The organism is Agrobacterium sp. RC10-4-1 (genome assembly GCF_014138475.1).
Lineage (GTDB): Bacteria > Pseudomonadota > Alphaproteobacteria > Rhizobiales > Rhizobiaceae > Agrobacterium > Agrobacterium pusense.
In genome coordinates, this window is sequence record NZ_JACJIT010000009.1 from 212089 (window position 1) to 231323 (window position 19235).

17 protein-coding genes are annotated in these 19235 nt (G+C 59.7%); 6 read left to right on the forward strand and 11 right to left on the reverse strand.

Going from position 1 to position 19235, the window contains the following annotated elements; genetic code table 11:
• Positions 1-66 precede the first annotated feature (66 nt).
• The 4 genes from FHW77_RS23125 to FHW77_RS23140 all read left to right on the forward strand — a co-directional run bounded on the left by FHW77_RS23125 (position 67) and on the right by FHW77_RS23140 (position 2172).
• Entirely contained in the window at positions 67-585 is a 519-nt protein-coding gene (locus tag FHW77_RS23125) for a Dps family protein (protein ID WP_044458849.1), read from the forward strand.
• A gap of 15 nt (positions 586-600) precedes the next feature.
• Positions 601-1581 (forward strand): alpha/beta fold hydrolase, encoded by a 981-nt coding sequence (locus FHW77_RS23130; RefSeq protein ID WP_044458848.1) that lies wholly within the window; start codon positions 601-603, stop codon positions 1579-1581.
• A gap of 65 nt (positions 1582-1646) precedes the next feature.
• Positions 1647-1817: a hypothetical protein gene (locus FHW77_RS23135; protein WP_182590754.1), complete on the forward strand. Its 171-nt coding sequence runs from the start codon at positions 1647-1649 to the stop codon at positions 1815-1817.
• A 151-nt stretch (positions 1818-1968) separates the two neighbouring features.
• Positions 1969-2172, forward strand: a complete 204-nt coding sequence (locus FHW77_RS23140; RefSeq protein WP_182590755.1) for a hypothetical protein — start codon at positions 1969-1971, stop codon at positions 2170-2172.
• A 153-nt stretch (positions 2173-2325) separates the two neighbouring features.
• On the opposite strand, the gene FHW77_RS23145 is transcribed toward FHW77_RS23140, so the two are convergent.
• From FHW77_RS23145 to FHW77_RS23190, 10 genes are all read right to left on the reverse strand, one after another.
• A complete protein-coding gene (locus tag FHW77_RS23145) occupies positions 2326-3648 on the reverse strand; it encodes an epoxide hydrolase family protein (protein ID WP_044458991.1) in 1323 nt (440 codons plus the stop codon).
• A 181-nt stretch (positions 3649-3829) separates the two neighbouring features.
• On the reverse strand, positions 3830-5263 hold the full coding sequence (locus tag FHW77_RS23150; protein WP_064264283.1) for an aldehyde dehydrogenase family protein: 1434 nt from the start codon (positions 5261-5263) through the stop codon (positions 3830-3832).
• 309 nt (positions 5264-5572) lie between these two features.
• On the reverse strand, positions 5573-5989 hold the full coding sequence (locus FHW77_RS23155) for an organic hydroperoxide resistance protein (protein WP_044458845.1): 417 nt from the start codon (positions 5987-5989) through the stop codon (positions 5573-5575).
• A gap of 149 nt (positions 5990-6138) precedes the next feature.
• On the reverse strand, positions 6139-7455 hold the full coding sequence (locus FHW77_RS23160) for an ATP-binding protein (RefSeq protein ID WP_182590756.1): 1317 nt from the start codon (positions 7453-7455) through the stop codon (positions 6139-6141).
• Positions 7452-8192, reverse strand: coding sequence for a response regulator (locus FHW77_RS23165; RefSeq protein ID WP_044458843.1), 741 nt, complete (start codon positions 8190-8192; stop codon positions 7452-7454). Before FHW77_RS23165 ends, FHW77_RS23160 begins: the two co-directional genes overlap by 4 nt.
• Before the next feature lie 94 nt (positions 8193-8286).
• On the reverse strand, positions 8287-9333 hold the full coding sequence (locus FHW77_RS23170) for an alpha/beta fold hydrolase (protein WP_044458842.1): 1047 nt from the start codon (positions 9331-9333) through the stop codon (positions 8287-8289).
• Positions 9334-9537: 204 nt separating this feature from the next.
• Positions 9538-10296 carry an alpha/beta fold hydrolase gene (locus FHW77_RS23175; RefSeq protein WP_044458841.1) on the reverse strand — a complete coding sequence of 253 codons (759 nt, stop codon included), beginning with the start codon at positions 10294-10296 and terminating at the stop codon, positions 9538-9540.
• A gap of 37 nt (positions 10297-10333) precedes the next feature.
• Positions 10334-12112 (reverse strand): cytochrome c biogenesis protein DipZ, encoded by a 1779-nt coding sequence (locus FHW77_RS23180; protein WP_044458840.1) that lies wholly within the window; start codon positions 12110-12112, stop codon positions 10334-10336.
• Between the two features lie 181 nt (positions 12113-12293).
• Positions 12294-12803: a cytochrome P460 family protein gene (locus FHW77_RS23185; RefSeq protein WP_182590757.1), complete on the reverse strand. Its 510-nt coding sequence runs from the start codon at positions 12801-12803 to the stop codon at positions 12294-12296.
• Between the two features lie 138 nt (positions 12804-12941).
• Entirely contained in the window at positions 12942-14150 is a 1209-nt protein-coding gene (locus FHW77_RS23190) for an MFS transporter (protein ID WP_004444425.1), read from the reverse strand.
• A 217-nt stretch (positions 14151-14367) separates the two neighbouring features.
• On the opposite strand from FHW77_RS23190, the gene FHW77_RS23195 reads away from it, so the two are divergent.
• The gene (locus tag FHW77_RS23195; protein WP_044458838.1) at positions 14368-16311 is read left to right on the forward strand and encodes an ABC transporter ATP-binding protein/permease; all 1944 of its coding nucleotides are present in this window, start codon (positions 14368-14370) and stop codon (positions 16309-16311) included.
• A gap of 182 nt (positions 16312-16493) precedes the next feature.
• Entirely contained in the window at positions 16494-17306 is an 813-nt protein-coding gene (locus tag FHW77_RS23200) for a nickel-binding protein (protein WP_182590758.1), read from the forward strand.
• Between the two features lie 112 nt (positions 17307-17418).
• Here FHW77_RS23200 and FHW77_RS23205 read toward each other — a convergent pair whose 3' ends face one another.
• On the reverse strand, positions 17419-19002 hold the full coding sequence (locus FHW77_RS23205; protein WP_004444414.1) for a Na+/H+ antiporter: 1584 nt from the start codon (positions 19000-19002) through the stop codon (positions 17419-17421).
• Between the last annotated feature and the right edge of the window lie 233 nt (positions 19003-19235).

Genomic DNA, 19235 nt, shown 5'->3' on the forward strand with positions numbered 1-19235 from the left:
GGCCGATCAGACAGCCGCAACAGGGACGCTCAACAACGGGCGGTCAATTGCCAAAGGAGAACGATCATGGACACGACAACAGCTTCCAGAAACCGCAAGCTTCCACTTGCAACCCCGACCGATCTCGGAGCGGAGGCAAGCCGCGACATTGCCGCGGCGTTGACCGCCCTGCTGGCGGATGTCTTTACGCTCTACGTCAAGACCAAGAACTTCCACTGGCATGTTTCCGGTCCGCATTTCCGTGACTATCACACGCTGCTGGACGAGCAGGGCGCCCAGATCTTTGCCATGACCGACGACATCGCCGAAAGGGCGCGCAAGATCGGCGGTAACACCATCCGCTCCATCGGACATATCGCCCGCCTCCAACGCCTCCTCGATAATGACGCCGACTTCGTCACGCCTGAGGATATGCTTGCCGAACTGCGCGAGGATAACAAACAGCTGACCGCCATCCTGCGGCAAACGCACAGCCTTACCTCCGACCTCAACGACCACGCGACCACCAGTCTCATCGAGAACTGGATCGACGAGACCGAGCGGCGCACATGGTTCCTGTTTGAAACCACGCGCCGTGGGCGCTGAACGCAGGACAAGGAAATGGCCGGCAATCTCATCGAGCTCGCGCTTTCCAGACGGCACCTTCTGCTGGCAGGCGCGGCACTTTCCACGGCGATGGCCATGCCATCGACTGCTTTTTCAAACTCCACCCCAACTCCCACCGAAGGAGCATTTCCAATGACGGAATCATTCGTAAAGACCAAGGACGGCGTCGATATCTTTTTCAAGGACTGGGGCCCGAAGGATGCCCAGCCGATCGTCTTCCATCATGGCTGGCCGTTGTCATCCGACGACTGGGACGCGCAGATGCTGTTCTTCGTAGAGAACGGTTATCGCGTCGTGGCGCATGACCGCCGCGGCCACGGCCGGTCGCAGCAGGTGAGCGACGGGCACGATATGGATCATTACGCCGCCGATGCCTTTGCCGTCGTCGAACATCTCGATCTGAGAAATGCGGTTCATATCGGGCACTCGACAGGGGGTGGTGAGGTTGCGCGCTATGTCGCAAAATTCGGCGAACCGCAGGGCCGCGTCGCCAAGGCCGTGCTCGTGTCCGCCGTTCCGCCGCTGATGCTGAAGACGCCGTCCAATCCCGGCGGCCTGCCGATCGAAGTCTTCGACAGTTTCCGCAAGGGCGTCGCCGATAATCGCGCCCAGTTCTTCCTCGACGTGCCGACCGGTCCGTTTTACGGCTTCAATCGTGCGGATGCCAAAGTCTTTCCCGGTGTTATCCAGAACTGGTGGCGTCAGGGTATGATGGGCAGCGCCAAGGCCCATTATGATGGCGTGAAGGCATTCTCGGAAACCGATCAGACGGAAGATCTGAAGGCGATCTCGGTGCCCACGCTCGTCCTTCATGGCGATGACGATCAGGTCGTGCCGATTGCGGCCTCCGCCGAATTGTCTGTCAAGCTTCTGAAGAACGGAACGCTGAAGGTGTATAAGGGTTACCCGCATGGTATGCTCACCACCCATGCAGACGTCATCAATCCCGATCTGCTGGCTTTTGTGAAAGGCTGATCGCGTAAGGTGCCGCTGCCCGCGAAAGCGGGCGGCGGCCGGTTTCCGCGGAGAAGGAGATTTCGATGCCGTTCAAACCATCTTATGAAGACCCTGCCCTTCGTGACGGCATCGCCAGCCTGCCGGAGATGGAGGATATCCAACTGGAGCTTCCTCTGTCGCAGCAGGCCGAGGCGGAAAATCGCGTCGATGCGAATTGGGATCATTCGAACAACGAAATGAAATTTCAAGACTGATCGATGTGATTGCTGTCCACGACCGTAGCTTATTGTACCAGCAACCAGACAGGCTACATCGAGGTACCGTTCTCAGTTCCGATGGAAAACTCTCGACACAGTGCTTCTCCATAAAATGGCGCAATATCGTTATTCATGATGGAGATCCGAGATGACCAACGCAGTGTCGCTTCTGTCGATCCGCACGGTTTTGAATGAGTTCTGCGCAGAGAACCGCCTGCCGATCGGCTGCTCGATAGCCGTCGACGCCGCAAAATACCTGATCAGGATCGCCTCCATGGACGCCGTGTCCGGATCAATGCTGCGATCTGCGCTGGATCAGTGGATGGCGGAACGTGTCGCGGTTGCGGCCTGAAATCTCCTGGCCTCAGATACGGAAAAAGCCGTTTCTCGACTGGTGTCGAGCGACGGCTTTTTGGGTGCAGAAACGCCCAAGCTTTAAATCGGACAGCGACACGAGGACGTGGTGAAGCGCGGTCCGGGAACCGCGCTTCCAGAAAGGCGTGTCTCAGCGCAGTTTTCTGAAGGCGTCACGAAGCTCGCTCGAGAAAATCCCGGGCTGCTCCCAGGCGGCGAAATGTCCACCATGATCGACCTGATGATAATAGGTCAGCGATGGATAGGCTTGCCTGCTCCAGCTCTCCGGCGCTTGGTAGATTTCCTTCGGGAAGACGGTGATGCCGACGGGGATCTTGATGTCCTTGGTATTCTGGGCGTCCGCGCTGAAGTTGTTGTTGTTGTTTTCCCAATAGAAGCGCGCGCCGGACGCGCCGCTGTTGGTCAACCAGTAGAGAGTGATGTCGTTGAGCATTTCATCCCTAGAGAGCACGCTTTCGGGCTCGCCATTGCTGTCGCTCCATTGCGCGAATTTCTCGTAGATGAAAGATGCAAGACCGACAGGTGAATCCGAGAAGGTATAGCCGATCGTCTGCGGTCTTGTGACCATCATTGCGCCATAGGCAGCGTTCCTGCCGAAAAACTCTTTGAGCGAGTCATAGGCATTTCGTTCTGGCGCAGACAGGTCCGCAGGGGCTGGATCACCGGAGTTGATGCCTTTCATGAGCGCGCCGGGAACGGTGGCCGGCATATTGAGATGGATGCCGAGCAGACCCTTTGGCGCCTGCCGGGCAAGGGCATCGGAAATGACCGAACCATGATCGCCGCCCTGGGAAACATAGCGCGTGTAGCCGAGGCGCTTGACGAGGGTGTCCCAGGCCCGCGCAACACGGTCCGGTCCCCAGCCCAGATCGGTCGGATGGCCTGAAAAACCATAGCCGGGGATGGAGGGGATGATGACGTCAAACGCGTCTTCCGCTTTGCCGCCATAAGCGGTCGGGTCCGTCAACGGGCCAATGACTTTTGTGAACTCGAAGATTGAACCCGGCCAGCCGTGGGTGAGGATGACAGGCAGGGCGTTGGGATGGCGTGAGCGGACATGAATGAAGTGGATGTCGACGCCGTCGATCCTGGTGATGAACTGCGGCAAGGCGTTGAGTTCCTTCTCGGCGTTTCGCCAGTCATAGTCGCTGCCCCAGTATCGGACGAGATCCTGAACCCGCGCCAGCTGGATACCCTGGGAAATATCGCCAACGGTTTCCTTATCCGGCCAGCGCGCATTCCTGATCCTCGCCTTGAGGTCGTCAATCTGTGACTGATCGACATGAACCTGGAACGGCCGAATGCTGTCGTCGGCAGAGGCTGTTTCGGATTGGGGTGATGTGACCGTCTCAACTGCCAAGGCAGGAGCGAAGGCCATCAACACGGCCATTGCAGACCCAAAGACAATCGCGGTGTTGTGTCCGCCTTTTGCAGGCTGAAGGACGTCGGTCATATTGCTCTCCATATCGATGTGTTCCGCGACCATTTCGCGTCCGGAACAGGTAGATGTTGATAGTATCTCGGCTATTTCTTTCGACCTGCTGTTGCGTCACCAAACGTCGGATTTCGCACGGCTGACACTTCTGGATACAAAGTCGGCCTGAAGCAGAACGGAGAGCGCGCCGGGACCGGCGCTACAGACTTTTCGCGTTAGGGGTGAGAACGGCTCGCGGTTCGAGCATGCCGTCGAGACCGAAGGCACCGATCTCCCTGCCGATACCGGATTGCTTGAAACCGCCGAAGGGCGCGCGGGGATCATGCGGTGCGCCGTTGATGACGACGCGGCCGGCCATCAGCCTCTCGGCGATGCGTTCGGCACGTCTGAGGTCGGATCCAAGCACATAGGCTTGCAATCCGTAGTCGCTATCATTGGCAATTTTGACGGCCTCATCTTCGTCCTCATAGGCGAGAAGACACAGGACGGGACCAAAGATTTCTTCGCGGGCGATGCGCATTTCGTTGGTGACATCTGCGAAGATCGTCGGGCGGGCGAACCATCCTTTTTCTATCCCGGCCGGGCGTCCGGTTCCGCCTGTCAGCAGAGTTGCTCCTTCTTCGACACCAAGCCGGATGTAAGTCTGGATCCTCTCCCACTGGGCAAGGCTGGCGAGAGGGCCTACCCGAACCTCCGGATCACGGGGATCGCCAACTTTGAATTTTTCAGCCGCCATTCTCAACCGCTCGGCAATCTCGGGGAGACGGGACCTCGGAGCCAGGATGCGGGTACCCGCGACGCAGGCCTGGCCGCTGTTTGCAAAGCCCGACATCAGGGCGACAGGTATAGCCTTGTCGAGGTCCGCATCCGGCAGGATAATGGTGGGTGCCTTGCCGCCCAGCTCCAGAACCACTCTTTTCATGCCGTCGATCGCCGCACGCTGAATGATCTTTGCCGCCTGGGTGGAACCGGTGAAACTGACGGTCGCGACGTCGGGATCCTGCGTCAGCGCCGCACCGACCACCGGACCGGTGCCGTTGACAATGTTGAAAACCCCTGCCGGCAGGCCGGCACGATGCAGCCTTCTCACCAGAATATCCGTCTGAAACGCACTCTGTTCAGCCGGTTTGATGACGAGCGATGAGCCTGAACCGATTGCATGCGCAAGCTTGGTGGCGATAAAACCGAAATTGCTGTTCCAGGGCGTTATGGCGGCGAGAACGCCGCGCGGCAGCATCCTGACCGTGCTTTTGCCCACGACCCGGTCAAAGTCGTAGTTCGCCACGGTCTCAGCCATAACATCAAAAATCGACGCTGCGTTTTGAACGGAGAAAGCCGTGAAATAAGCGGGCGCGCCGTATTCTTCGGTCATGACCTGCGTGAGCTCATCCGGTCGCTCTTCGATCGCGTCGCGCAGGCTGCGCAGCATATCGATACGCTGCGCCTTGGTGGATGTTGCCATGGCGGGAAAAGCCCGTTTCGCGGCTGCCACTGCGGCCCTTGCATCATCGGCATTGCCAAGCCGGACATCGCCGATTTTTTCTTCCGTTGCCGGATTGAAAAGGTCCAGCCGTTCATTGCCGTCTGGCACCACAAATTTACCGTCGACATAGATGTGTTCAATTGATCGCATTGATCTGGCCTCGTTTAAGATGGTTGGAAATCCGGCTCGTCTGGTCGCCGCGGAACGCGCTGGAGGCGCGCCGCATGGGGCCAAGCAGGCTTCATTGAGTTGATCAGAGGGATGGCAGGAAGAAGTGGAAACGCGAAAACGGCTGCGGCGGGCGCCGAGCCGTTCCCTTGTGGTCACATCGATGAGACCGCGCTCAGAAGTCCCGCGAGCGACGAGGGCTCGTCTGATGATGCATCATATACGCACGGTGCTGCGAATATCGCCGCAAACACGATGGCGATGACAAGCGCACGGGTGGAGACAATCGGCTTAAGCGAGCTTGAGCGTAACATCGATGTTCCCCCTGGTTGCCTTCGAATAGGGGCAGATCTGGTGCGCATCCTCGATGATGGCCTGCGCTACGGTACGATCGATCCCGGGCAGGCTTACCGACAGGCGTGCCTGCAGGAAGAACTCGCCACCAGTCGTGCCGAGATCGACTTCCGCATCGACGGCGGTGTCGGCGGGAAGCCGGAGCTGGCGTTTCCCCGCCGCCTTTGTCATGGCGCCGATAAAACATGCCGACCAGCCGGCCGCAAAAAGCTGTTCGGGATTCGTGCCCGGCTTTCCGCTGCCCGGAGGCGAGAGCTTGATGCCCAGCGCGCCATCATCGCTTTGTGCCGATCCGTCACGCCCGCCGGTCGTGTGGGTCTTGCCGGTATAAAGAACAGTCTCGATCTTGGTCATGGGAGGCTCCTTTCATTCGCCACTGCTGCGGCGTTTCGTGATAGGAGCTTTCTGATGGATCAGCGTATCCGGCATGTTTCCGGAAACTGCGAAACTGTATCGAAAAGTATCGGCGCTTTGTCACTGGTTATCGTCGACCCGTTTCCCTCTCAGGGAAAAGCGACCTCGGCCGCCAGCCCGCCACCCTGCCTGTTATAGAGGCGCACCGAGCCGCCGATCGTTCCGGCAAGCTGCTGCGCAATCGCAAGCCCGAGGCCCGTTCCGCCCGTGTCGCGATTTCTCGATGTTTCAATCCGGAAGAATGGCTGCATGGCGTTGTGCAGCATCTCGTCGGGAATCCCCGGTCCTTTGTCGAGCACCGTAATGACAACGGCCCCTTCAGCACGCCGATCGACTTTTATTTCGGCACTGCCGGCAAATTTGAGGGCGTTATCTATGAAATTCGTGAGTATCCGTCGCAATGCGTGCGGTTTTGTCGACGCCGTGCCGTGCACAATGCCTGAAACCGTGACCGCCTTTCCGGTATCCTGATAGTCGTAGGCGATGCTGTCGATGAAGGATGCCAGATCGATGCGAGAGGACTTCTCGCCGTTGCCGTGGGCGCTGCGCGCATAAGCGATCCCGTCCTGCACCAGACGTTCGATTTCACGCAGGTCACTGACCAGCTTTTCCTTTTCCGGCGTAGCATCAGCCATATCGGCCCGCAGCCGCATTCGAGTGATGGGCGTCTGCAGGTCGTGTGAAATCGCCGCGAGGATTTGCACGCGTTCTTCAAGATATTGTGCGACGCGATCGCGCATGGCGTTGAATGCACGAGCCGCGTGGGCAACTTCGCTCGGGCCGCTCTCACTCATCGGCAACCCCTTCTCCCCCGGATCGAGAGCTTCCGCCGCGGCTGCCAGCGCGCTGAGGGGTCTGGTCGTCTGCCGCACGGCAAACCAGGTGCAGAGGAGGAGAAGCGCCATTTGTGCGGCGAAGACGTAGGGCAGCCATTCGGCGATGGGCATGACACCCCGTGGTGTTACGTCGATTGTCAGGGGCGAGCCGTCCGACAGCGTCAGATGAGCCTGAAGCCTCTTGCCGTCGCCGGGAATGGATTCCACCCTGACCGGAAACCGGTGGCCGGCGGCCTCTTCGATCCTCTGCGCGATTTCTGCCCCGCGCCCGGACATATCGGCGACGCCGGGAAGGCCCGGACCGAGGATGAGCTGGTAGTTGCTGCGGCCGAGGCGGTTCACCCATCCCGCCCGCTCCTCCGCAGGCAGGCGGTCTATGATGGCGATGGATACCGCAAGGTCCTGCTCCAGTGTCCCGAGCATGACTGCCTTGGCAGACATATACCGTTCGGCAAAGAGGATGCTGAACGACAACCCGTAGGCAATGGCAAGCCCGGCAAGCAGGATGAGAAAGAGTCTGGACCGCAACGAGCGTGGCCACCAGCCGGCAAGCAGATGCCGGCCTGTCATGCCCTTGGCTCCGAAATCTCCACCGGAACGGAAAAGACATAACCTTCCGCACGCACCGTCTTAATGTAGGTGGGTTCCCGTGCATCATCTCCCAGCCGATGACGCACGCGGCTTACGAGAAGATCGATCGATCTGTCGAAGATCTCGGCATCGCGCCCCTGTGTGAGGTTCAGCAACTGGTCGCGGTTGAGGACGCGCTGGGGATGATCGATGAACACCCTGAGAAGCCGGTATTCAGCGCCGCTCAGTGCCACGGTCGTACCGTCCCTGTCCAGCAGATGGCGGCCCACCGTGTCAAGACGCCAGTCGCCAAAGGTCAGGAGCTGCCCCGCTTCGCTGATTTGCAGATTGGGCGGCAACATTCGGGTGCGGCGCAGGATTGCCTTGATCCGTGCGAGAAGCTCCCGGGCGGCGAAGGGCTTCGAAAGATAGTCGTCGGCGCCCATTTCGAGCCCGATGATCCGGTCCATCTCGTCATCGCGGGCAGTCAGCATCAGAACCGGCGTGGCCTTGTGCTTTCCGGCCCGCAACTCACGGCAGAGAACGAGACCGTCATCGCCCGGCATCATCACGTCGAGCACGATCAGATCGACGGTATTGCCGTCCAGAAAACTTCTCATCTGCCGTCCGTCGGCAGCCACCGTTGTTCGCAAGCCGTTCTTCTTCAGGTAGCTGGAAACCAGCTCCCGGATTTCCCTGTCGTCGTCCACGACGAGAATGTGATCGATATGTTCCATTGGATGCCTTCATCGTCGGGACGTTTCAGTGGCCCGCTACTGCATTGCCCGCTGCCAACAGCAGTAAGACAACGGTTCGCGGGCTTCGGCAAGCCTAAAGCTTTGCGACGTCGAGAACGGCCTTGGCGAATGCCTCGGGCGCTTCCTGCGGCAGGTTGTGCCCTATGCCGCCGCTGATATTGCGATGCTGGTACTTGCCCGAAAACCTTGATGCGTAAGTGGAGGGGTCCGGATGCGGTGCGCCATTGGCGTCACCTTCCAGCGTGATCGTCGGGATCGTGATGAGGGGAAGTTTCGCAAGCCGGCGCTCGTAGTCGTCATATTTGGCTTCGCCTTCGGCAAGTGCCAGCCGCCAGCGGTAATTATGGATGGTGATCGCCACGTGGTCGGGATTGTCAAACGCGGAAGCGGAACGATTGAAGGTTTCGTCGGTGAATTTCCAGGTCGGGGAGGCCGTTTGCCAGATCAGGCGAACGAAGTCGCGGGTATTCGCGGCGTAACCCGCACGGCCGCGTTCCGTCGCGAAGTAGAACTGATACCACCAGGAAAGTTCCGCCCTGGGCGGAAGTGGCTTTTTGTTGATTTCCTGACTGCCGATCAGATAGCCGCTGACCGACACGAGGCCGGTGCAGCGCTCGGGCCAGAGTGCCGCCATGATATCGGCCGTGCGAGCGCCCCAGTCATAGCCCGCCACGACGGCCTGTCTCACGCCAAGGGCATCGAGAAAGGCGATCATGTCGACCGCGAGTGCTGCCTGCTGCCCGTTTCGTGCCGTTTCATCAGAAAGAAAACGTGTGGTGCCGTATCCGCGCAGATAGGGAATAAGCACGCGATATCCTGCCGAAGCGAGGATGGGCGCAACGTCAACATAGCTGTAGATGTCATAAGGCCATCCGTGCAGCAGCAGAGCGACCGGACCGTCCTCGGGCCCGGCTTCGGCGTAACCGACATCGAGTACACCCGCTTTGACCTGCTTCAGGGGCCCAAAGGACGTTTTTCCGCCTGTTGGTGCTGACGGGGTAGCTGAAGGCGCCTTGCCTTTGGCCTGGGCCAGGCCCGCCGCGCCGAACTCTACGGCGGCAACAGTCATTGCGGCAATGCCGAAGAACCGGCGGCGCTGGAAATTGATCTCGGAATTCATTGTCGTCTCTCCTGTCCTTTTTGGATGACAGGCAGTTAACGCTGTACGTGTATCCCCGATGTGTCCCGGGCGAACCTGATGTGAATGGTTTTGTAGCAGCGAGCCTTCTATATACAGACTGTTACATTCAGCTTGCCCTCTGAATGCAGATCAGCCGCTCCCGATGTCAGGAGCGGCTGTGGTGGCGTTCCACCAGATCCGTGTTTATTTCGCGGACCGCCGGGCAGCCTCTGTGATGACGTCTGCGACCTCTTCGGGCTTGGATGCGAAGACTGCGTGGCTCCCGGCGATCTCGGTCACCGCGCTGCCGGCGCGCTTTGCCATGTCACGCTCGAGATCGGGGTTGATCGACCTGTCCTGCGTCGCGATGATCGACCAGCTTTTCTTTGTTTTCCAGGCTGGTTCGCCCGCCTTGGCTGCGAAGGCTACCTTGGCGGCGAAGACCTGGCTTTTGGCCATGAAGGCAGCCTCATTGCGGGGCAGGTCGGCGGCGAAATCCTGCGCAAAGACCGCCGGATCCAGATAGAGGAAAGCGCCATCCTTCGTCTGCATTATGCCGCTTCCGGCGGGTGGTTTTGCTGTGGCGAGGTCAAGAAGGCTCTCTCCCTTTTCCGGCTGGAAGGCGGCGACATACACGAGCCCCGCCACATCGGGTCGATTGCCTGCTTCCGAAATCACCATGCCGCTGTAGCTGTGTCCGACCAGCAGGCTGGGGCCCTGCTGGAGATCGAGCACGCGGTTTGTTGCTGCCACATCATCGGCAAGCGAGGTGATGGGTTCCTGGACGATGGTGACGTTGAAACCACGGCTTGCGAGGATGTCCGTTGCCTTGCGCCAGGCAGAACCATCTGCAAGCGCCCCGTGGACGATGACGATATTTTTTACCTCCGCTGCCTGTGCGGCAAACGCAATCAGCGCGGTTGCAAAGGCGAGCGCGAATCTTGGCATGAGACGATGATGCATCGTGTTATTCCTTTCATGTGGCCGGATAAAAAACGGGTCAACCGAAGGTGAAGGCGTAGGCCTGCACACCGGGGTCGAGGAAGCGGATGGTGAAGGTTTTTGCTGTCACGGTGCCGGACTGGCGAACGAGCTGGTAAAGGCGGGTTGATGTGACGACGCCATTGCCATTGGCATCCGTATCGGCCCCATGATCAGGACCCGGCGGATGACCATCCACGGTCACCTGGAAACGGACCGGCTTTCCGGAGTCAACCGGACCCAGCACCAGATGCAGGTCACGCGCGCTGAAGCGGTAGGTGATACCGCCTTTGGCCGCATCAAGGGTGGCCGCTTCCGCGCCAACCGTCCATTCGCCGGAGAGCCCCCATTCATTGAGGGCAGGCGCCGTGACCGAATAGTCTCGGGGCGCGTCTGCACGCATTGTCTCGTTCGATGCAAAGCTTCGCGCCTGACGGTAGCCTACATAGGTTTCGCCGGAGAGCATGTGGCTCATGTCCGCGCCGGCTTCAGCCCCCTTTGTCTCAGGCGTCACAGTCTCAGTGGCGGATGCGCTGGTGCTGCCCGCCTCGCGCAGCAGATCCTGTATCGCCTCTTCGGTCTCCCTGTAGTCTCCCTCACCGAAATGGTGGTAACGGATCTGGCCTTTGGCATCGATCAGGTAATGCGCTGGCCAGTAGCTGTTATCGAAGGCGCGCCAGATCCTGTAATCATTGTCGATTGCTACCGGATACTCGATCTTGAAGCCGGCGACGGCCTGTCTGACATTGTCGATCTTCTTTTCGAAGGCAAATTCAGGCGCGTGCACGCCAATGACGACGAGACCCTGATCCCTGTACTTCTCCGCCCAGGCACGCACATAAGGAAGGGTGCGGATGCAGTTGATGCAGGAATAGGTCCAGAAGTCGATGAGCACGACCTTACCGCGCAAGTCTTCACGGGCGAGCGGCGGGGAGTTCAGCCATTCGACAGCACCATCGAGGGACGGCGCGGGGCCTTCAACCGGCAGTGCCGGGCGCATGGCGGCAGCGTCACCGTCCGGCGCTGTGGCTGCGGTTTTCTCCGCTACTTCGACCTTCTGTTCGGGCCCTCGGGCGGCGTCGAGACGATCAAGAACATGCTGTTCGAACGATGTCGTGCTTGCATAGGAAATCTGCGATAGAAAACCGGTGTCCAGTCCAAGTGCGATGGCGGCAACGCCTGCCAGCACCGCTGCTCCGGTTGCCTGGCGAATACGCTCGCTGAAACCGAGGGAACGCTTCATCGCCGCGAACACCCTGCCTCCAATGAGGACGGCGACGGCAAGCGATGTCGCAGCACCGGCGGCATAGGCGGAAAGCAGCAGGCTGGTTTCCAGATTGGCGCCCTTCAGGGCCGCACCGGTCAGCACGATCCCAAGGATTGGGCCGGCGCAGGGCGCCCACAGGAGCCCGGTGGCGATGCCGAGCAGCAGGGAGCCAGTGACCGTCGGGGCGGCATCGGGCTTGCCGGCGGCATTGGCAAGTCGGTTGCCGAATTCAACGACCGGACGGGACAGGACAGAGGCGAACTTCGGTGACATCAGCCCAATTCCGAAAAGGGAGAGCATTGAGAGGGCGGCGAGCCGGCCATATTCGTTGGCGTTGATCGCCCAGCTGCCGCCGATGGCAGCGAGCGTCGCAACGGCGGCAAAGGTGATCGCCATTCCGGCGAGCAGCGGCAGCGTGCTGCGCAGGAACGGTTGGCCGGCCCGCGCGAAGACGAAGGGAAGAATAGGCAGGATGCAGGGGCTGAGAATTGTCAGCACGCCCCCGAGATAGGCAACGACCAGAAGCGTCATTATCTTTTCCTTTCAGCTGGGATTAGGGGCACCGGGCGGCGAAGGTGAGCCGGTAATGGCAACACCTTCCCGGCGTCGCGTATCTCTGATGTGTCGGTGTGTGGGTGATTTTGTATGGGAGTGTAGGCGAGCGGACGGACCGTCGACCATGAATGGCAACGGCGGCGTGGCCCTTTGCTCGTCAGGGCGCATATCGTGTGAAAACGAAATCGTGGTCCTTGACGTTGCCGACATGACACGAAAGGCAAGTCTCGTGCTGTGCGGTATCGACCGGTTTGCCGTTGACGAACCGCCCGAAGCCCCAGCCATGGCTGTCAGGATATTTCCTGGAGTCCTTGACCATCACCTGCACGGTGGTTGCCGCGCCCGGCACCGTGGCTGGTGGAAATTCCGCGGATTGCTGCCGCTTGTAGGCAAGCTTCACCAGTATCGAGCCATCAGGAAAGGGCAGGGTTCCGCTCTTGTAAGCGTTCACGGTGATGTCGTTTGCCAGAACGGCACGAAGCTCATCGAGCGGCGGCGCTTCCTGTGCGGGAGCGATGAAGCGCCAGTCTCGATATCCCTCGGGAAGCGTAACGCCATAGAGGGGTGAGGCGTTTTCCGGCGGGCTGTCAGCAAGGCTTGAATAAGCGGCTCCGAAACCTGCTGCCGCAACTGCAAGAGCGACGGCAAAGAAAATATGGTTCTTCATGACAAATCCTGCCTGATCCCAAAAACGATCAGACGAGGATCTGCGCGGCAGGTATCCGGCGTGTTTCCTGAAACCGGGATTTATGTATCAGATCGTAGCAGCGATTGTGCCGGCGAGGGAAGCGCCGGCACACACATATCAATCGGCGCGCTGCAGCAGCGCGAGCGCGACGGTGGATGTCGCGAGGATCGCGGTCAGAGCCAGCGGCGCGGTGGCGCCGTAGGAATCGACGATATAGCCGCCGAACACGGCACCGATGCTGATGGCCACCTGGAAAGAAACGACCATCAGGCTGCCTGCCGCCTCCAGCGCATCCGGCGCGCCCCGGGAAAGGTTGGTCGGCAGCACGACAGGCGCCATGCCGAAGGCGAGGCCCCAAAGGGCGACGAGAGCAAATGCGGCACCGGTATGGACGCCCCAAAGAACCAGGGAAATCGTTGCAAATGCCATCAGCGCGGCGGTGACGATGAGTGCGAGACGGATACTGGCATCAGCCATCCGGCCACCCGCGACGTTGCCAATCACCGAGGCGACGCCAAATCCAAGCAGTGCGAGAGCAATCGGCGTTGTACCGAGGAGCGTCACCTGCTCGAGGAAGGGACGGACGTAAACCGATCCGGCGAAATGTCCCGTCATGAGCAGGAGGATCGCGAGCATGGCCAGCTGAACGCTGCGCCGCCGCGTCAGCCGGAAAACATCGGAAAGGCTGTTGCTGGTGCTTGCCGGCAGCGACGGCAGGCTGAGGATCTGCAGCAGCATGGCAATGACGGCGAGCCCCGCCGTCATCGACATTGCCGTGCGCCATCCCAGCCAGTCGCTGATGAGGGCTCCCATCGAAGGCGCGGCGATTGTGGCGAGCGAAACGCCGAGGGTAACGATGGCCATGCCGCGCCCGGTCGCATTTGCGCCGACAAGCCTTGCCACGACGGCAACCGAAAGCGCCCAGAACCCGCTGAGAGCAATCCCGAGCCCGGCCCGGCCCAGCAACAGAAGCCAGAAATCGGTTGCAAAGGAAGCAAGAAGGTTTGAGCCGATCGCCAGTGCACTCAGACCGACTAGCACGGTCTTGCGGTTCAGCCTGCCGATGAGGACGTTGCTCAACAGCGCCGTCACTGCGCCGACGGATGCCGTGGCCGTGACGACCTGTCCGGCGGTCCCTTCGGTGATGCCGAGGTCACGCGCCATCGGCGTCAACAGTCCCGCCGGCAGGAACTCGGCCGATACCAGCGCAAAGCTGGTGGCCGCCATCGAAAGAACCGCGAACCATGTGGCGGCTGTCCACGCGGGTTGCTCCTCGATGTCGAAGGACATTGTTGTCCCGTCAAACTCTGATGTGGTGTCGGTCATGGTATCTCTCCTTGAGTTGGGAGAGTTTTAAAGGAATTTTGCTGGATGATATGTATCTAAAAGTCCGAATTTCATGCCTATTTGTCCAAATTTGTGCGGCGCACAACGCCGGCGCGTGCGCGGACGCATGGATGTGTCCGGGGGGCGTGCGCGTTTCTGCCCGCGGGAAATCTTTGCGGGCGGGCAACCTTTCAAACCGCCATCCGTTTAGCCGTCCATGACCGATGCTGACGCAAATTCGAAACGAGCCGATGGCACCGGCAAGAATGGTGCAGGGAAAGCACATGTCGAGAATGCAGCCGATGAGCCGCTGCCGCCGGAGGAAATCGAACCTGCTGAGGGCCTGACGCCCGAGGAAGCCGAACAGGCCCGCAAAAAATATCTACTGAAACGCTTCTGGATCAGCGCGCGCGGCTTCTGGAGCCGCCGCGGCGACGGGCTGGCATGGCCGTTCTCCATCGGCCTGCTGGTGATGATCGGTATCAATGTCGCTTTCCAATACGGTGTCAACGTCTGGAATCGTGGCATCTTCGACGCGATTGAAAAACGGGACGCGTCCACGGTCTATTTTCTCGCTTCCATATTCCCGCCGCTGGTTCTGGGCAGCGTCCTGATTGTAACGTCGCAGGTCTATGTCAGGATGCGGATCCAGCGGCGCTGGCGGTCCTGGTTGACGAAGGTGCTGGTCTCCCGGTGGATTGCAAATGGCCGCTATTACCAGCTTAACCTGATTGACGGCGACCATCAAAATCCGGAGGCGAGGCTGTCGGAGGACATGCGGATCGCCACTGAAGCGCCGGTGGATTTCGTCGCAGGGGTCATTGCCGCCTTCGTATCGGCATCCACCTTCATCGTCGTCCTGTGGACGATCGGCGGCGCGCTGACGTTGCCGATCGGCGGCGTTTGGATAACGATACCTGGCTTTCTGGTAGTGGCGGCGGTAATTTACGCGCTTATCACCTCAAGCTCGATTGCGTGGATCGGCCGGAACTTCGTCAAAGTCTCGGAAGTCAAGAACCAGCTCGAGGCGGAATTCCGCTATACGCTGACCCGTGTGAGGGAAAATGGCGAGAGCATTGCGCTGCTGGGTGGCGAAGAAGAAGAGCGCAGCGATCTCGACAGCAGGTTCCGCAATGTCCGGCATCAGTGGAAGCGAATGGCGCAGCAATATATGCGTACCACCGTCGTGTCGCATGGATCGATGCTGATTGCGCCCGTCGTTCCGGTCCTGCTGTGCGCGCCGAAGTTCCTCGACGGAAGCATGTCGCTGGGCCAGGTCATGCAGGCGGCATCGGCTTTCACCATCGTTCAGTCCGCCTTCGGCTGGCTGGTCGATAACTATCCCCGGCTGGCGGACTGGAATGCCTGCGCAAGGCGTGTCGCATCGCTGATGATGTCGCTTGACGGCCTCGAGCGGGCCGAACAGAGCGATACGCTCGGCCGGATCGTGCGCGGTGAAACGGAGGGTGAGACGATGCTGAGCCTCAAGGATGTATCCGTTTCGCTGGGCGATGGTACTGCTGTCGTCAAGGAAACGGATGTCGAAATCGGACCCGGCGAGCGGGTGCTCGTCGCAGGTGAATCCGGATCGGGAAAAAGCACGCTCGTGCGGGCAATCGCCGGCCTGTGGCCATGGGGCGGCGGCAGCGTCAGTTTTCGTGCCGGCAGCCGGCTGTTCATGTTGCCGCAGCGGCCATATATCCCGTCCGGAACGCTTCGTCGGGCGGTCTGTTATCCGCAGGCAGCGGAGAGCTGGAGTGCCGAAGAGATCGGCGCAGCTCTCGACAAGGTCGGTCTCGGCCACCTCAGGGACAAGGTGGAAGAAGAGGCGCCGTGGGACCAGACGCTCTCCGGTGGTGAAAAACAGCGGCTCACCTTTGCCCGCCTGCTGCTGAACGATCCCGATATCATCGTCATGGATGAAGCGACCGCCGCTCTGGATGAAAAAAGCCAGGACAGGATGATGCAGACAGTCATCGACGAATTACCAGATGCTACGATCATCAGCGTGGCACATCGCGCTGAGCTGGAGGCCTTCCACAGCCGCAAGATTACGCTGGAACGCCGGGAAGGTGGCGCGAAGCTGGTCAGCGATATCCACCTCATTCCGAGGAAGGCCCGGTCCGGCTCGTTGCTCCGCCGCATGGTCAAACGCAGGTAAGAAGCGGGCAACCGCGGACGAAAATCGCGCAGCACCTCCACAACCTGACATAATGCGAATGAGTATCGCTCTTTCGGTGCTTCTGTGTTCTCCACGTCACCCGTATGAACGGTGGACGGTCAATCGGTGACGTCGTAATCTGGCCACCAGATGAGGCAACGACATACTCTCGGGAGGAAACAATGCCTATCTTCATGGACCGGCATGAGCTCGCCGGAGTTTCTGCGGCCGATATTGCCGCCGCGCATCTTAAGGATATCGACATTCAGGACCGGTATGGCGTCAGGTTTTTAACCTACTGGTTCGATGAAAGGCGCGGTACCGCCTTCTGCCTCATGGATGCGCCGGATGCTGAAACCGCGCAATGCGTGCACCGCGAAGCGCACGGCTTCGTCGCCAGCGAAGTTGTGGAAGTCGCCCTGTCGGCTGTGGAGGCGTTTCTCGGGCGAATACAGGACCCGACGCCGCTCGAGCCTGCCCCCAAACACATGGATGCTGGCCACCGTGCGATACTTTTCACTGACATCGTCGGTTCAACCGAAATGACCGCTCGCCTGGGCGATCGTATGGCAGCTGAACTCGTCCGCGCGCATGATGCGCTCGTGCGTGGCTGTCTGGTAAGACGGTCAGGACGGGAGGTAAAGCACACCGGGGACGGCATAATGGCAGTGTTCTCCTCCACGCCATTTGCAGTCGACTGTGCAATCGATATTCAGCGCGCCTTCCATCGCTACAACAGCGACAGGGGCGAACCCATTCACATCCGCATCGGGCTGGATTGTGGTGAGCCGATTGAAGACAGCAATGATTTCTTCGGCACGACCGTTCAACTGGCTGCAAGGCTTTGTGCTGCCGCCCATAGCGATCAGATCCTGATATCGGACAAGACCCTGCAGCAATACGGCAGCGCCGATGTCCCCGTATATGGCCATCGATACAGGCTTAAAGGCTTCGCCGAGCCGGTCCTAGCCTATCGTTGCGAGTGGTTGCATTGATTATGGTGTTCTTCACGGCTGATCCTGACGCGGCACTACCGTTGCGATGCTTTCCTTGGCTTCCTGCTGCTTAAAGGTGCTGGTTTCCTTAAGTTGGAAAGCATCCAGCCAGTCACGCCTTCGCAGAAATTGCGCCGAGCTCTTCAAGATCGAGATCATGCTCAAGCTCCCTTAGAGTTTCATCATCGATCTTCCCTTCGCGTCGCAGACGAATAAGTTCCTTTCTGCCGGCGGCGACAGCCTGAAGAACGACATCGAAGTGGGCATGAAGAAGTGGCGAATATTTCTCGGTACTTTCGGCGTATCTGACACTTGCCGCCAGCCGGTGTTCGTATCTCTTCAGGAGTTGGGGATGGATGAGTTCCCCACTTTCGTCGTAGGCAAGCCCCTGAACGGCTGCGAGCTGGACCTGCGCCATGGCGGCTTCAGCCTCACTCATCGTCATCGGTGCGCGCTCCGGTTCGATATTGCCGAGCCCCGCCCAGGCGATAATCCACCCAAGCGTCGTTCCCTGTATGAGAACGGTTCCCACGATAACCGCGAATGCCATGACCAGAATGAAGTCACGTCCGGGAAAATCCTCCGGCAGGCTGAGCGCAAGTGCCAGCGTCACGACGCCGCGCATGCCTGCCCAGCCGAGCGCCGTCACCCCTCCTGCTCCGAGGGGCGTCGAGCGAGCGACCTTGAGCCCGTGAAAAAACCTGATGACCAGATCCGATGTGAATATCCACACGAACCGCGCGATGACGAGCGTAACGAGGATTGCGGCCGCGGGGAGTGCCATCGAACCAACCAGTGAGCCAAAGCCGCCGCCACGTTCAACGACGTCCCGCAGCGATAGTCCTATCAGGATGAAAACCATAGCCTCCATCAGGAAAACAAGGACGTTCCAGAATGAGGTGCCGCGCATTCGCGTCGCCGCAGAAAAGACGGTGTGCTGATGCCATGACGCTATCAGCCCGGCCGTTACGGTGGCGATTACACCGGATGCATGGATCTGTTCCGCCAACAGATAGGCGATCCATGACAAGATTGCGGTGGCGGCAATGATGAGGTACTCGTCGCCAAGGTGCCGGACGAGCTTTACCCATGCGAAGCCAACGACCACGCCGGTTGCGGCGCCTCCAAGGGCCAGAAAAATGAAGGTGGCGATTGCGTCGGTGGTGCTGAATGTACTTCCGGCCGCAGCCGCTACAGCAAAACGAAAGAGCACGAGCCCGCTGGCGTCGTTGAGAAGGCTCTCACCTTCAAGAAGGATTTGCAGACGCCTCGGAATCTTGACCCTTTCCAGCACGGCACGGGCTGACACGGCGTCCGGAGGTGAAACAATGGCGCCAAGGGCCGCGCAGGCCGCCCATGGCAGAGACGGCATCAGGAGGTGGACAACGACCGCGATGACGATTGTCGTGAACAGCACTGCACCGATCGCGAGAGATGCAATTCCGAAGACGTGTCGTTTCAGGCGATCGACGGCGATCGACCACGCTCCGTCGAGAAGCAGTGGCGGTAGAAATATAACAAGAACCAGTTCCGGATTGACAGCGATCGTGGGCAAGCCGGGAAGGAACGCCAGCGTTCCCCCGCCCACCAGTAGCGCTACGGATGGCGGCAGGCCCATGCGATGTGCGATGTAGTGCAGCACGATGATGGCGAGAAACATCGCGATCACGAGTTCGAACAGATGCGTGCCGTCCATATGCGCCCCCAAATCCGCGTCGGACTCACATCAAATGACGAGATTTGCGAAAAAGCAACGCAGTCATTTCTGCTGGTTTGACTGTGTTCCGGCAATTATCACCGGTTCTTTAGGCAGCGCCGCACATCAAAATGATCTACAACCCAAAACGCAAACACATCAGGAACAGGATGCCGCCGCCCCTCGAGTTCGAGAAGCGGTAGGATATTTACCCCGAGAGCGTCAAGAAAATC

What these genes read in the sequence shown, in the direction of transcription:
- FHW77_RS23125 (WP_044458849.1), top strand. Translation starts at nt 67, where the DNA reads ATGGACACGACAACAGCTTCCAGAAACCGCAAGCTTCCACTTGCAACC.
- FHW77_RS23130 (WP_044458848.1), top strand. Translation starts at nt 601, where the DNA reads ATGGCCGGCAATCTCATCGAGCTCGCGCTTTCCAGACGGCACCTTCTG.
- FHW77_RS23135 (WP_182590754.1), top strand. Translation starts at nt 1,647, where the DNA reads ATGCCGTTCAAACCATCTTATGAAGACCCTGCCCTTCGTGACGGCATC.
- FHW77_RS23140 (WP_182590755.1), top strand. Translation starts at nt 1,969, where the DNA reads ATGACCAACGCAGTGTCGCTTCTGTCGATCCGCACGGTTTTGAATGAG.
- FHW77_RS23145 (WP_044458991.1), bottom strand. Translation starts at nt 3,648, where the DNA reads ATGACCGACGTCCTTCAGCCTGCAAAAGGCGGACACAACACCGCGATT.
- FHW77_RS23150 (WP_064264283.1), bottom strand. Translation starts at nt 5,263, where the DNA reads ATGCGATCAATTGAACACATCTATGTCGACGGTAAATTTGTGGTGCCA.
- FHW77_RS23155 (WP_044458845.1), bottom strand. Translation starts at nt 5,989, where the DNA reads ATGACCAAGATCGAGACTGTTCTTTATACCGGCAAGACCCACACGACC.
- FHW77_RS23160 (WP_182590756.1), bottom strand. Translation starts at nt 7,455, where the DNA reads ATGACAGGCCGGCATCTGCTTGCCGGCTGGTGGCCACGCTCGTTGCGG.
- FHW77_RS23165 (WP_044458843.1), bottom strand. Translation starts at nt 8,192, where the DNA reads ATGGAACATATCGATCACATTCTCGTCGTGGACGACGACAGGGAAATC.
- FHW77_RS23170 (WP_044458842.1), bottom strand. Translation starts at nt 9,333, where the DNA reads ATGAATTCCGAGATCAATTTCCAGCGCCGCCGGTTCTTCGGCATTGCC.
- FHW77_RS23175 (WP_044458841.1), bottom strand. Translation starts at nt 10,296, where the DNA reads ATGCATCATCGTCTCATGCCAAGATTCGCGCTCGCCTTTGCAACCGCG.
- FHW77_RS23180 (WP_044458840.1), bottom strand. Translation starts at nt 12,112, where the DNA reads ATGACGCTTCTGGTCGTTGCCTATCTCGGGGGCGTGCTGACAATTCTC.
- FHW77_RS23185 (WP_182590757.1), bottom strand. Translation starts at nt 12,803, where the DNA reads ATGAAGAACCATATTTTCTTTGCCGTCGCTCTTGCAGTTGCGGCAGCA.
- FHW77_RS23190 (WP_004444425.1), bottom strand. Translation starts at nt 14,150, where the DNA reads ATGACCGACACCACATCAGAGTTTGACGGGACAACAATGTCCTTCGAC.
- FHW77_RS23195 (WP_044458838.1), top strand. Translation starts at nt 14,368, where the DNA reads ATGACCGATGCTGACGCAAATTCGAAACGAGCCGATGGCACCGGCAAG.
- FHW77_RS23200 (WP_182590758.1), top strand. Translation starts at nt 16,494, where the DNA reads ATGCCTATCTTCATGGACCGGCATGAGCTCGCCGGAGTTTCTGCGGCC.
- FHW77_RS23205 (WP_004444414.1), bottom strand. Translation starts at nt 19,002, where the DNA reads ATGGACGGCACGCATCTGTTCGAACTCGTGATCGCGATGTTTCTCGCC.